At 61.6% G+C, this 12,516-nt stretch carries 10 protein-coding genes and 1 pseudogene; 3 read left to right on the top strand and 8 right to left on the bottom strand.

The annotated features are described in order from the left end of the window. Both BMY22_RS21070 and BMY22_RS21075 read right to left on the bottom strand, forming a co-directional pair. Positions 1 to 1,235: hypothetical protein (locus tag BMY22_RS21070; protein ID WP_143068581.1), on the bottom strand; the 1,235-nt coding region annotated here is incomplete at its 3' end. Between the two features lie 340 nt (positions 1,236 to 1,575). Further along, a complete protein-coding gene (locus tag BMY22_RS21075) occupies positions 1,576 to 2,181 on the bottom strand; it encodes a class I SAM-dependent methyltransferase (RefSeq protein WP_090625204.1) in 606 nt (201 codons plus the stop codon). Between BMY22_RS21075 and BMY22_RS24035 the strand changes: the two genes are divergently transcribed. Then, entirely contained in the window at positions 2,171 to 2,386 is a 216-nt protein-coding gene (locus BMY22_RS24035) for a hypothetical protein (protein ID WP_139204409.1), read from the top strand. The two genes, BMY22_RS21075 and BMY22_RS24035, sit on opposite strands and share 11 nt — an antisense overlap. Positions 2,387 to 2,557: 171 nt before the next feature. Here the strand turns inward: BMY22_RS24035 and BMY22_RS21080 are convergent, their stop codons facing one another. From BMY22_RS21080 to BMY22_RS21100, 5 genes are all read right to left on the bottom strand, one after another. Further along, positions 2,558 to 4,930, bottom strand: coding sequence for a glycosyltransferase family 2 protein (locus BMY22_RS21080; protein WP_090625206.1), 2,373 nt, complete (start codon positions 4,928 to 4,930; stop codon positions 2,558 to 2,560). Between the two features lie 3 nt (positions 4,931 to 4,933). Next, positions 4,934 to 7,006: a glycosyltransferase family 2 protein gene (locus BMY22_RS21085; protein WP_090625207.1), complete on the bottom strand. Its 2,073-nt coding sequence runs from the start codon at positions 7,004 to 7,006 to the stop codon at positions 4,934 to 4,936. Positions 7,007 to 7,136: 130 nt separating this feature from the next. After that, positions 7,137 to 8,237, bottom strand: a complete 1,101-nt coding sequence (locus BMY22_RS24500) for a DUF4214 domain-containing protein (RefSeq protein ID WP_090625209.1) — start codon at positions 8,235 to 8,237, stop codon at positions 7,137 to 7,139. A gap of 58 nt (positions 8,238 to 8,295) precedes the next feature. Next, on the bottom strand, positions 8,296 to 9,126 hold the full coding sequence (locus tag BMY22_RS21095; protein ID WP_090625210.1) for a hypothetical protein: 831 nt from the start codon (positions 9,124 to 9,126) through the stop codon (positions 8,296 to 8,298). A 473-nt stretch (positions 9,127 to 9,599) separates the two neighbouring features. Then, positions 9,600 to 10,322 carry a hypothetical protein gene (locus BMY22_RS21100; RefSeq protein WP_090625212.1) on the bottom strand — a complete coding sequence of 241 codons (723 nt, stop codon included), beginning with the start codon at positions 10,320 to 10,322 and terminating at the stop codon, positions 9,600 to 9,602. A gap of 1,188 nt (positions 10,323 to 11,510) precedes the next feature. On the opposite strand from BMY22_RS21100, the gene BMY22_RS25055 reads away from it, so the two are divergent. Beyond that, positions 11,511 to 11,810, top strand: a complete 300-nt coding sequence (locus tag BMY22_RS25055) for a helix-turn-helix domain-containing protein (RefSeq protein ID WP_244158951.1) — start codon at positions 11,511 to 11,513, stop codon at positions 11,808 to 11,810. A gap of 2 nt (positions 11,811 to 11,812) precedes the next feature. Next, a complete protein-coding gene (locus BMY22_RS25060; protein ID WP_244158952.1) occupies positions 11,813 to 12,037 on the top strand; it encodes a transposase in 225 nt (74 codons plus the stop codon). Between the two features lie 176 nt (positions 12,038 to 12,213). Here the strand turns inward: BMY22_RS25060 and BMY22_RS24505 are convergent. After that, positions 12,214 to 12,516: pseudogene (locus BMY22_RS24505) on the bottom strand (IS4 family transposase); the annotation flags it as partial.

Raw genomic sequence — 12,516 nt, forward strand, 5'->3', positions numbered from 1 at the left:
AGGGCGTCGCGAGCGGCAACAAGTCCGGCTTTTTCCTTGGATAGTGTATCGATCTGAGTCTTGCGTTCGTTGGCGAGCCTGGCCTGTTCGTCGTGCACGGCGGCGAGGGCGGTTTTCTCCTTGGCAAAAAGATCGATCTGGCTCAGCAGTGTGTTTCTTTCTACATTGAGCTCAGTGAGCTGCTGACTCTTGTGTCGGTCTTCTTGGGCAAGTTTTTCGAGATTTTCCAGCGTATGACGCAATTGCTCGAGCAAAAGCCGGTTTTCCTGGTCGGAGTTCTCGAGGCCGCTTCGGATTTCGGAGAGCTCTTGCAGGTATTGTTCGCTCTGTGCCTGAAGGTGCCGGTGATCTGTTTCAAGGTTGACGAGTTTTGCCTGTCGATCCTGTAGCGCCAAGTTGCTATCGGCAAGTTGCGATTGGGCAGCTTTCAGGGTCTGGCGCAGGGTGTCGTTGTCGGCTTGTCCGGTCTGGAGGAGGCGTCGTGCCTCTAAATAGTCGGAGACCACATCGCCCAGTTCGGGTTTCGATGCTGGCGCTTTGCTGTCGTTGATGAGGAAAAGACTGGCTTGTACTTCGTGGTGCAGTGCGAGCGCTTGAGGTTGGTTCTGCAGGACTTTGTCGACCAGATAGAACGTCAGGTGGTGCGGATCGTTCTGCCAAGTCTGTTCGATCTCGATTGTTTCCAGCGGCAACTGCCAGCGTTGGGCCAGGACGTCGATGTAGGCGTCTGGTTGTCCGAGGGCGTCGTTGCTGTCGAGCAGAATGCTGCGGGTGGGGTGCCGGAGATGGAAGCGCAGCATCTGCCGGGTGCGTTGGTACCAATCGTCCAGAGCGTTCTGCAGAACTTCAAGCGTATCCGCCCCATGCTCGATGGCATCCATCAGTGCTTCATGGGGGGAGGTATGCAGGAGCAGGAAAAAGGTGTTGGGATCGAAGTTGAACCAGAAGTCGAGGAGCAGAGTGCTGCCGGTGTCGGCCCAGTACCAGAGTGGCTGATTATGGTTGGCAAGGAAAATCTCGCCGACAAGTTGTTCCCACACGTGTCCGGGGGCCGATGTCGAGGGGACGGATGCATGATCCTTTTGGGTGGCGAGCACTTTTCGATGCCAGGCGGCAATCGTCATTTCCTGGTCGCGGGTGGTGGGGCGTGCAGCCGAGGCCCCTGCTTTGCCGAGGTTTTCTGCAAACGGGTCGAGACGGCTCTGAACGCTGCCGGTAATGCACAGGGTTTTCATAATTTCTCTGTCAGTGGGATAACGATGAGGGAAATTGTCGGCAGCGGCCGACGGAGCCAGCGGGGGCTGTCTAGCTTTTGGATCGAGCGTGCTTGCAAGTTTGAGAGAAGAACGGCGGCTGGAAAGTGCTGGCGCGATTTCCCACCCTGCGGGATGTGCCAGCTCCTGCGGTTACGGCTGGCTAATCGGTCCTTCCTTGGAGAGCGGTGTTTGCGCTTCCTGCTGCAAGCTGGCGGGTCTGGAGCATCGGACCCGCCAGCTGGCTATGTTCGTGGCGGGTCGGGTTGTCGATACTGCCTTGGGGACGGTCGACCCAAGGCAGCACCAAGTCATCGTCGTCTCAGGCGGTGACGCACGCCACGGCCCACAGATCGAACGAACCTCCTTGGCGGATCCGTACTTCGGCAAATCCTGCCTCGGTCAACTGCTTGCCCAGGAGTTCGGCGGTAAAGCCGGTACGGTGGGCCATGTAGCGGTTACCTTGCTCCTGGGAGGCTTGGTGACCGAACAGCATATCCAGCGGGGTAATGGGCCCCGCAGGCGAGACGTATATGACGTGGTCGGCCTTGCCTTCGACGATCAACTGGGCGACCTGTTTCAGATCGGGCAGGGTGATCAGGGTAAAACCGGTGGGTTTTAGTACGCGGCGGATTTCAGCCAGCGCTTTCTCGACGTCGAAGCCCTCCAGGTGTTCCAGGTTGTGCGACGACCACACGGCGTCCATGCTGGCATCTTCTACGGCGGATAGGTCGGTGAGGCTGGCGACGATATTGGGTTTGACGGCCGGGTTGATGTCCAGCCGGATTTCCTTCCAGTCCGGCGTCTTGAAGCATTCGGGCAGGCGCTCCGGGCCGGCATTGCCACAGCCGACGTGCAGTAGGCTCTTGGTGCCTGGCCGACGCAGACTGGGAATGAAGCTGACGAGGTCGTCGTGAGTGATTTTCATGCGTTCTTCTGTGCAGTTTGGCAGACCCGTGGTGCGGCCACTGGGCGGCGCAGGCCGGGCGTTCGAGATGGGCGAAGGCAAATATCGCTCCGGCATTCTTCAGCGTTGTTTGACGGAAAAACGCTTTGCGGCTTACTTCGCTGTGCGGTGGACAGCTTCCTTGGCCATGAGTTTCGTTTCCTTGCCGGAGTTTTTCTATGGATAGGCGAGGGAGGTTTTCAGGCACGCTACCGCCCCAGGATTTGTCGTGCTTTCCTGAGGACGGGCATTTCGGTTGTTCTCAAGCAAACCTCGTTATTGAGGCGCCCCTTCAACCGGCATCCACGAAGACTCGTAGAAACCTCTAACGTCTCGTCTCTGCGCCAGTTTTTGTGATTTATTTGAAGGTCGTCTCAATCCTCAGGACCGTTCGAGGCGTGCTCTGGCGTGGTGGCATTGCCAGGCCCCCATAGGGGCCTGTCAGGTAGTCGGCGCTGAGGCAGGGGTGGTAGTAGGTATCGCCCTGTCCCAGACTGCCCCAGCGTTCGATGAAGTTCTTTTGTTCCCGTGCGGCCCGGGCGCTCTTGGAGGGCGTGTCCTCCTTGCCGCGGCTGGCCGACTCGGCATGGATGAGCCTGGCGAACGGCGTCCAGACCAGGCGCTTGCCGGCTTCGCCCAGGCGCAGGCAGAAATCCACGTCGTTGAACGTGACGGGAAAGCGCCGTTCGTCCAGTCCGCCCAGGCGCTGATAGTCGGCCTTGCGCACCAGCAGGCAGGCGGCAGTGACGGCGCTCTGCTCGCGGGCGAGCTGGTTGAGGCCGAGATAGCCGGGATCGTCCTTGTTCAGGTGATTGCCGGCGTGCGCGGCCAGCCCGTTGACGCCCACCACCACGCCGCCGTGCTGGACCATGCCGTTGGGCCACAGCAGTTTGGCGCCTACGGCCCCGATGCCGGGGCGCAACAGTTGGCTGAGCATTTCCTTCAGCCAGCCGGGTTCGAGCACGTCGATGTCGTTGTTGATCAGCCCGACGATGCTGCCCTGGGCCTGTTCCACCGCCCAGTTGTTGATGGCGGCGTAGTTGAACGGGTGCCGGTAGCGCAGTACGCGCACGCTTCGGCGAGCGATGTCGTCGAGGTAGGCGAGGGTGGCCGGCTCGCGGGAGTCGTTGTCGACGACGATGATTTCGAGCGCTGGATAGTCGGTGCCTTCGAGCAGTCCTTCGACGCAGGCGCGCAACAGTTCGAGCTGATCGCGGGTCGGTACGATCAGGCTGATGTGCGGTAGTTGGGCGGGCAGGGGCCAGCGCACGCGGTTGAAGGCGGGGAAGCCCTCGACGGGTTCGATGCTGGCGCCTGGCGCGCGCTGCTGTATCAGCCAGTGGAGCGCCGCCTGGCGCTGGGCGCTCGGCAGGCTTTGGTGGGGACTGACAGGGGCGCCGGCGTAGCGATGGTAGAGCACCTGGGGGATGTGCGTGACCGGCCCGGCCTGGACCGCCACGACGCTGGCCAGCAGCCGATGCCAGTCCGCCGCAACCTGGCCGGTTTGCTGCAGGTGGGCGATGGCCCGTAGCAGGGTGTCGCCGGCGAAGGCGCTGCCGGGGCTGACGATGTCCACGCCGTAGAACAGGGTTTCGTCCCAGGCGGGTTTGAGCCAGGGATTGCTGCGTGCGCCCTCGTGGCCGTCCTGGTCGCAATCGGCATAGACCCAGGCTGCGCCGGATTCGGCCTGGCGGGCGAGAAGGGTGTCGAGCGCGTGGGCGGCGAGTCGGTCGCCCCGCCAGAGCGGCACGACGAGGCGGGCGTCGGGAGCGTGCTGGGCGAGGGACTCGAGCAGGTCCGTCGCGGCGGGGGCGATGGTCCGGATCTGCGTGGTGGGCAGTCGCTGCTGCAGGAGACTGGCGTGACTGGCCGCTTCGTCCTCTGCACTTCCTTCGCCCAGCAGCAAGACCAGCACGTTGCCGGGGGGAGATTCGAACGGTCGGGGCTGCTGGAACAGCGCATGCCACTCCGGGTAATGGTTGAAGCCGGCGCTGCCGGGGAAGCGTTCCTCCTGTGCCTTGGTCAGGCAGGCGAGCAGGGGCAGGGGATCGTCGCTTGTTTGCTCGCACCGGGGCCAATGGCGCTGCAGCAAGACCGACAGCCCTTCCGGATGCAGGCAGAGGCGGATCGGGCTACCGCTCAGCGGCACCCCTCGGTCGGTTTCGATGTGCAGTTCGTGCGGCTGGCCGTCGGCCAGCTCCCAGGGCAGGTCCAGGTCGAAGCCATGGTCGCTGGTGGGACGGTTGACCAGGGAGGGATGGGGTTGGTCGGCCGTGCCGGTGAGCAGGAGCCGCTCGCCTTCGCGTACCTGCAGCGCGACGTGGCGGGTCGGGACTGCCGGGTCCCAGGCCCAACCTTTGAGTTTGAGTCCGCCTCGGTAGTAGACTTGGGTGGCAATCGGGACCGACTGCTGGGCGGCGGGCGCGGGCAGGTCGATGCCGCCTTCCAGCCAGGGGCCCTGGTTGGCGATGCGCGCCGCGATATGGCGGGCGTTGGCGAGCCAGTTCGGGCGCAGTTGCACGGCGAAGCCATGAAAGCCGTCGCCCGGCGCATCCAGAGATTGCTGGCGGTCGGCGCGAACGAGCGCGACGAAGGCATGGTCGAGATAGATTTCCACCGCCAGACGCAGGTCCGGGTTGTCCGGGTCCAGTGCCCAGCCCTGTAGAACGTCGCCGTGAAGGCCGGTGATGGCGCCGAGAGGTTGCGGGGCGTCGGAGAGAGGGAGACTCATTGATCAGACCTGAACTTCTTTGGGCAGGTAGGGATGGAGTTCGTGCAACCCGAAGGCGCCGAGTCGGTCGAGACCGGCCGACTCCGGGGCGAACAGCGGCAGCCGATGACGTTGTGCTGCCTGCAGGACATGGTAGGGGGAGTGCGTTACGGTCTCTGGGGTGGCATCCAGGCTCAGGGCGAGCACGGTGCCGCACAGTTCCAGGGTTTGCCGGGCGTCCAGACCGTCGATGCGGGGCAGGCGGCTGACGCCGTCGGTAGCCAGTAGCTGCGTTTCCCAGGGGGTGTCTTCGGCCAGGAGCAGGGTGATCGCCGGTTGCTGGCGGGCCAGGTGCCGCGCGAACCTCAGCCAGCGTTCGCCGATCTCGGCGCGGTCGAGGCGGTCGGCGATCAGCCAGCAACGACCGGGCAGTGGCGGACGGGAGGCGGTCAGCGGGGTTGGCAGCGGTATGGGCGCTTCGGTCGGTCGTTCCTGCGCCGCGAGCAGTTGCTGCAGCGTCTCCCGTGCCGGGCGCAGCGGATCGCGGGCGACGAAGGTATCGAAGCGTCGCTCCGCGTCGGGATAGCGGCGGCGCAGGATGGCGTTGTTCTGGTGTACGCGCAGGGCCTTTTCCGGGCCGAAGGAGTGGCCGCCCGAATGGGCGACGAACACGTTGGTGGCGCCCAGATGCCGCCAGCCCAGGCGGCGAGCCCGCAGGCACCAGTCGGTTTCCTCGCCGTAGCCGCGTTGCAGGGTCTCTTCGTCCAGGTAGCCGACGGCATCGAGCGCCCGGCGCTTGATGTAGAAGCAGAAGCCGCAGCCCACTTCCAGTTCGACGGGCGCGCAGCCGCTCTGGCGCGCAGCCCGATCCAGCCTGGCGTGGGCTTGCGGATCGGGCATGGGGTGGGCGATGCGGCTTTCGGGAAAGCTCATCAGTTCGCCGTTGTTGGTGAAGGGCGTGACCGAGGCGATGTCCTTGGCCTGATAGGCCACGGCACGCAAACGGTCCAGCCAGTCGCCGTGCACCCGGGTGTCGGCGTTGAGCCAGACCACGTCGCGCTCGGGGTGCAGGGCCATGCCGCGGTTCATGTTGCGGATGAAACCGAGATTGGCCGGACGGCGGACGAGTTCGATCCGTCCCCGCCGCGCCAGATTCTCGATGGCCTGGGCCAGTTGCGGCTCCGGACAGGCGTCGTCGAGCACGACGATCCGGTGCGGCGTGCGGTTATCGCGTTTGTGGCGCAGCAGGCTGTCGAGGCAGGCCAGGGTGATGTCGACGCCCTTGAATACGGGAACGAGGACGTCGACCGGTTGTCTGGACGGGTCCTGTTCGCTCGGCGGCGGTGGGGTGAAGGGCGCTACGGCGGCGAGCGGGCTGCCGATGAGTTCGGCACCGGTGGTGAAGCTCACTCGCAACGCGCCGGGTGGCTGTGGCGGGCGGACCAGAATGCCGCCATGGGTGGCGGGAAAGCCGGCCTGGGTGAGCAGCGGGCTTGGGGTATTCGCCAGGCATTCGAGGCGTCCTTGGCCGGTTGCAAGTTGAAAGCGGGGGGGGCGTTCCGGGTTTTTCAGGTCGACGGCCCAGCCGGTGACCAAGTTGCGGGCAGCATCGTAGCGGACTACGCCGACCAGTAACTCCGTCGCCGGCTCGTCGGCGAGGATCTGCAGCACCTGCTGAAGTTCGGTGGGGTCGCGGATGTCGGCCAGTTGTGCGCGGATCTGTGCGGCAATCTCGGCGTGGGAGCGGCTCGTCTGGAGGGTACTCCAGTACAGGCGGCGCAGGGGCGGATCGGCAGGAAAGCGTTGCAGGGCCGTGCGAAGAAATCCCTCTGCCGGTTCGTGCTGCCCGGACTGCTGCAGGCTGCGACCGAGCAGGAGTTTGAGGTCGGTTCGCTGGGGGAGTCGCTCGCTTGCCCTGGCCAGGTGCAGGAAGGCATCGGCCTGCCGGCCTTCGCGCAGGGCGGCGACACCCTGCCAGATCAGCGCCTCGTTGCGATAGCCGGGGGTCTGCAGCGCCAGCGCGAGCGCAGCCTGGGCCGACTCGATATCTCCTTTCTTGAAGTGGCTCTGGATCTGCGCGGAGAGTGAAGGCGGCATGGGTACAGAAGGTCTGTAATGTTGAAAGTACTGGTATTTCTCGACGGATCTCGCGAAGGCCGAGAAATCCGTGGAGAAATACCCCGGCCTTTCGGCCGGAGTATTTACGGGCTAGTTAATGGGAGCCGACTCAGACCTGATTGCCAGGAATGATGTGGACATTGTCGATGGCATTTGCCGCCTCATCCGAGCCGACGATGCCGATGACCACCTCGGCCTGGGTTGCACCGCTGTCGAGCGCCGAGACCCAGAACTCTTTGCCGGCCTCGTCGGCCGGACGGTCCAAGGCGTTCTGGTAGAGCAGGTCGACGAACGCTGCGTTATCCAGCGAGCCGTTGGTGTCCTGGAACTCTGCCGAACTCAGGAAGCCGTTGGCGATGTCGGTCAACGATGTACCGTTGTCGACCTGGTCGAGCCAGTACTGGGCGCCGCCCGCGTCGGCATCGCGGTCGAAGAGCGCGTCGTACAGGCGCATGGCGCTGGCTTCGTCCGGGTTGCCGACGACGACGATGCTCTCGTTGTCGTTGAACTGGAGGAATTCGGCGTCGCTGATAACGGCCGAGTTGGCGGGGCTCGGCTTGTTATGTACAAGCAGATCGCCATGTCCGATGTCGAAGAAGCGGAAGTTCTCGACGTCGCCGCCGAACTCTACGACGTCGAAGCCTTCGCCGGCATCGATGGTGTCGCGGCCGAGGCCGGTCACGATGGTGTCGTTGCCGGCACCGGTCGAGATGGAGTCGTTGCCGCGGTCGCCGCTGACCCAGTCGTCGCCGCCCGAGGTGATCAGGGTGTCGTTGCCGTTGCCGCCGGACAGAATGGTGTCGTGGTCTCCGGCGACGGTGACGAAGTCATTGCCGTTGCCGAGAATGACAGCCCGCTCGATGGTGTTGAGGTCCATCGTCAGATCTGCGTCGCTGGAGAACGTGTAGAGGCGGGTGTTGCCCTGAATGTCGTTGGGGACAACGATCGATTGCTGTTGGCCAGCTTCACCAGGGACATCGACGAACAGTACGTCCGGCGTAGTTCCTTCCTGACCATTGGTTGTGGTGAGGGTGCCGTCTTCAGCCACAGTGCCCGACGCCACGTTGATGCTGCCCCCGATGATCTCAATGAGATCGGGAAGATCGGGGATCTCGGGGAGATCAGGGAGGCCGGGGTTGTCTTCCAAAATACCCTGTAGTATTTCAAGAAGCTCTTGAGGCGATGTTGGAATGTCGTAGTTAAACGCCATTGTACTGCTCTCCTTTTAAACCGCTTATCACGGTTTCTGAAAATCGATTGAACCGTTACTAACTGTTACGGAAGATTTGTGTAGTTTCGGTATCGCTCCAGGGGGAAGCAGGAGGAGAGACCTGGGCAGCCCTGGGTGTGATGACAAGTCGCAGGGCGACGAGTTGTTCCGTCCCGTTCGGGCCGGTTAATTCCTTGTCGGGCGCAACGGTCAGCGGAGGTTGTCCTCCGAAGACCGCCTGACCCGAGAGTTCGTAATGAGCGGCGCGTTGCCCGGTGAGGGCGAAGGCGACGGACGTGATGGGTTTCGCCTGGCGCCGGGTGCCGACGAACTGGCCGGCGAGGGCGATCTGAGGTTCGCTGTTTTTGCCGGAGCGGCACAGGTAGGCGAGGCTTACGTCCTGGGGCTGGTCTTTCCAGTCGACGGAGAAGCCTTCGAGCCGCAGTAGCGTGTTCGGCGCTCCCAGCCAGCCATTCTCGACGACGACATCGCCGCGGGTTTCGATATGACCGTGCAGCTTGAGCCTGACGGGTTGCGGGGCGTTGGCTTTCTGCGTCGTGCCAGGTTTGGGGCCGGCAGGGGAGGTGTTGATCTGATCGATTCGGAGTTGAATCGCGGCACTTTCACCTTCGGGGTGGTATTCGGTGATCAGCACGCTGGCCTGCGCTCCTTTGATGCGCACGATAATGCAGTCGCCCGGCGCCGTAAGGGTGTTGCGGGTGATCCCGCTGGCCGGGAAGAAGTCGACCGCTCCTTTGCCGATGGGGGCTTGGTGGAGGCTGAGGCTACTGTTTTTGGGGGCGGATGTGTCGGAGACGTAGCGGAAAATGTACATGCCGACGTCTAATACGGCGATCCGGGACGATACTTTCAAAGAGTGATTGTTCATGCTCGCTGGCGTAATTCAGTTCCGCTGAGAAGCTGACTGCCACGGAGAGCTATGCCCCTGGATGGGCAACGCTTCCGTGCGGAAAGCCATTCCTTTCATGAGGTTTTGACAATGCTATCTTGATGGCTTTGGCGTCGTCTAGTGTCATTTATCAGGCGTCGAGAATATGACAGTTTGGTTTGCCAAGAAGAGACGGTGCGGCAGCCATAAAATATAGTGGCCTTTTGGAATCATGCTGGGCAACTACGTTGCAATCTGCTCTGCCCGCTTAGCTTGCCGCTGCGACAGTTAGACGCCTGCTGCGTCTGTGCAAATGCGGCTTGAATTACGTTTGTGTTGCATGAGTGCGCGAAATCATTGTAAGTCAAAAATATCGGTATTTCTCGACGAGCCTCGCAGCTTTCGCAAGATCCGTCGAGAAATACCCCGGCCTTGCGGCCGGAGTATTTGCGGGCTAGTGAATGAGAGCCGACTTAGACCAAGTGACCCGGGATGATATGGACATTGCCTGCCGGGTTCGCTGCTTCCGATTCCGGAGAGCCGACGATACCGATGGCGACATCTGCAGGTGCATGGCTTGCGCCGCCTTCAGGCTGCTCGGCCGGATAGGTTGCGCCGGTTTCGTCAGGCGACTGCTCCAGAATGTCGAGCAGTTCGGCGAATGTATCGTTCTGCTCGTTGTTCTGGAACTCTGCCGAGCCCACGAAGTTCTCGATGAGATCGGTCAGCGACATGCCCTGGTCGAGCAACTGCTGGATGCCGGCGATATCGAGGCCGTCGCTGGCCTGGACGGTATCGAGACCTTCGCTGGCCTGGACGGTATCGAAGCCTTCGCTGGCCTGGACGGTATCGAGACCTTCGCTGGCCTGGACGGTATCGAAGCCTTCGCTGGCTTGGACAGTGTCGAAGCCTTCGCTGCCCTGGTCGTCACCGCTCGAACTGGTCAGGCCATCGTTGTCGGAGATGAGGGTCTGCTCGACCGTGCTGAACGCCTCGTCGAGGCTGTCCGGTATTTCGAGAGCATTGTTGTTTTCCACGCTGAAGCTGTGGCCTTGGTGATTACCGAGGTCGTGCGGATTATCGAGGCCCGGCGGGTTGCCGATGATTTCGATAATGTCATCGAGGGATGGATGCTCGGGATGCTCGGGATGCTCGGGGTGCTCGGGGTGCTCGGGGTGCTCGTAGTGGAACGCCATTAAATCTTTCTCCTGTTTGACCGTTCGTCATGGTTGAGGAAAATCGACTGAGCCATTATTCAATGGCTGCGGAAAAGTTGCGTAGTTGCGGTATCGCTCCAAGGGGAAGCAGGGGAAGAAGCCTGGGCAGCCTTGGGCGATGACAGGTCGCAGTGCGACTTGTCATTCCGTCCCGTTCGGGGCGGACAATTCCTTGTCAGGGGCGGCGGTAAGCTTCGAATGCTCTTCGAAGGTGGCCTGCCCGGTAATTCGTAATAACTATGCGTTGCTGGCAGGCGTTATAGGTCCGCCTGGTGCCAGATATCGTCGTATCGACCGGCTAGGGTAGTCTGTGGTTCGCTGTTTTTGCCGAAGCGGCAAAGTTAGGCGAGGCTGATTCCCTGAGGCCGAGTCGCGGCGCTTTTACTTTCGGTTTTATTTCGGTGATCGGCAAACTGGCCTTCGCCGCCCTATTGATGAGGGGGATAAGGGTAGGACTGCTGTTTTTGGGGCAAGATGTGCCAAAAAATCAGCAAGCATGCCTATGCCGACGCCTGTTTTGGCAATTCGGGGTGATGCTTTCAAGGGGTGATTATTCATGTTCGTTGGCGTACTTCAGTTCCATTGGAAAGCTAACTGCCACAGGTGGCAATACCTGAATGGATCAACGCTTCTGAGGGAAAACGCTCCCTGTAGCGGCTCGATGAGCTATGTTGAAAGCTTTACAGTTGTTTAGTTCCTTGGGTGCTGAATAAAAAGGTCAGCTGACGATTTTTATCGAGTCCAATCAAGGCTGAACTTGGGTATGTCAGGATCTATAATGGGTAGCATGATGGTTCAATTTTTTGATGGAGACTTAGAGGTTGTACACAAAATAGATATTCGGCCACTTTCTATGGCGGTGTTGTGTGAGTGGCTCCGCAATGGAGAGCAGTTACACTATGTTTCTCTTGCTTTGGGTAGTGATAACAGGTAATAGCGAAGTCTTTCCGTTCCTGCCAGGCTGATTGTCGCGACTCTTTTCATGCTTCTATTTGCGGATTGGCAACGGCTGGCCGGGATGGCCCCGGGATTTCACCGGAGTGCGAGTCGGCATTCGGCACGAGGAAAGCAGGGACAGATCGGCGGTGAGAGCAGCCCTTCGCCCCTGTTCTCGCTGCCTCCTTTACGAGAGAGCTATCTTTACAGGTGTTGTGGCATTTGTGAGGCATGAGGAAGCGCGCCTACCAATACCGCATCTACCCGACTCCCGAACAAGCGGAACTGCTTGCCAGGACGTTCGGGTGCATGCGTTTCGTCTACAACTCGGTGCTTCGCTGGCGTACCGACGCCTTCTGCCAGGAGCAGAAGAGGGTCGGTTACCCGCAGGCGAGTGCCCGCCTGACGGCGATCAAGAAGCTGCCGGAAACAGCCTTTCTCAACGAGGTGTCGAGCGTCCCGCTCCAGCAGTGCCTCCGCCACCAGCAGGCTGGACGCTCGGCTCGAAGAACCGCGCCAAGGCCCGGCTGAAAGTGGCCCGTATTCACGCCAGAATTTCCGATTGCCGAGCGGACGGACTGCACAAGCTGTCCCGCAGACTGATTAACGAGAACCAAGTGGTCTGCGCTGAAACCCTTGCCGTGAAGAACATGATCCGCAATCCGAAACTGAGCAAGGCGATTGCCGATGCGGGATGGGGCGAATTGACGCGCCAGATCCAGTACAAAGGCGAATGGGCCGGTCGGCAGACCGTCTAGATCGACCGCTGGTATCCCGGCTCGAAACGCTGCGCCTGCTGCGGGCATATCCTTGAGCGCCTGCCGCTGGATATTCGCCGCTGGAGTTGCCCGGAATGGGAAGTGAACATGACAGCGACGTTAACGCCGCGATCAATGTGAAAGCCGCCGGGCTGGCGGTGTTAGCCCCACCCCTTTCAAGGTCTTTTACTTTTCGAGGCCTTGATGAGGCGGTCGGTGGAGACATGGGCGCGAGCCGTCGCGGCATCGACCCAGGCCTTGGGCTTTTCCACCTTGGGGCCGCGCTTACTGGTCGCCACCTGGCTGGGCTTGATCTGTCGTGCCAATGCCAACAGGCGCTGTGCCAGTGTGCTGGCCGAATCGTCGGCCCAGGCGGGCCAGTGCTCCACCGCCAGCGCGACGAGCATCCCCTCGTAACGGCTTCTGACCTGCACCGCCAGGTGGTAGGGGGACGCCTCCCAGCCCTCGGGAAGCCGTTC

Source organism: Azotobacter beijerinckii (genome assembly GCF_900110885.1).
GTDB lineage: Bacteria > Pseudomonadota > Gammaproteobacteria > Pseudomonadales > Pseudomonadaceae > Azotobacter > Azotobacter beijerinckii.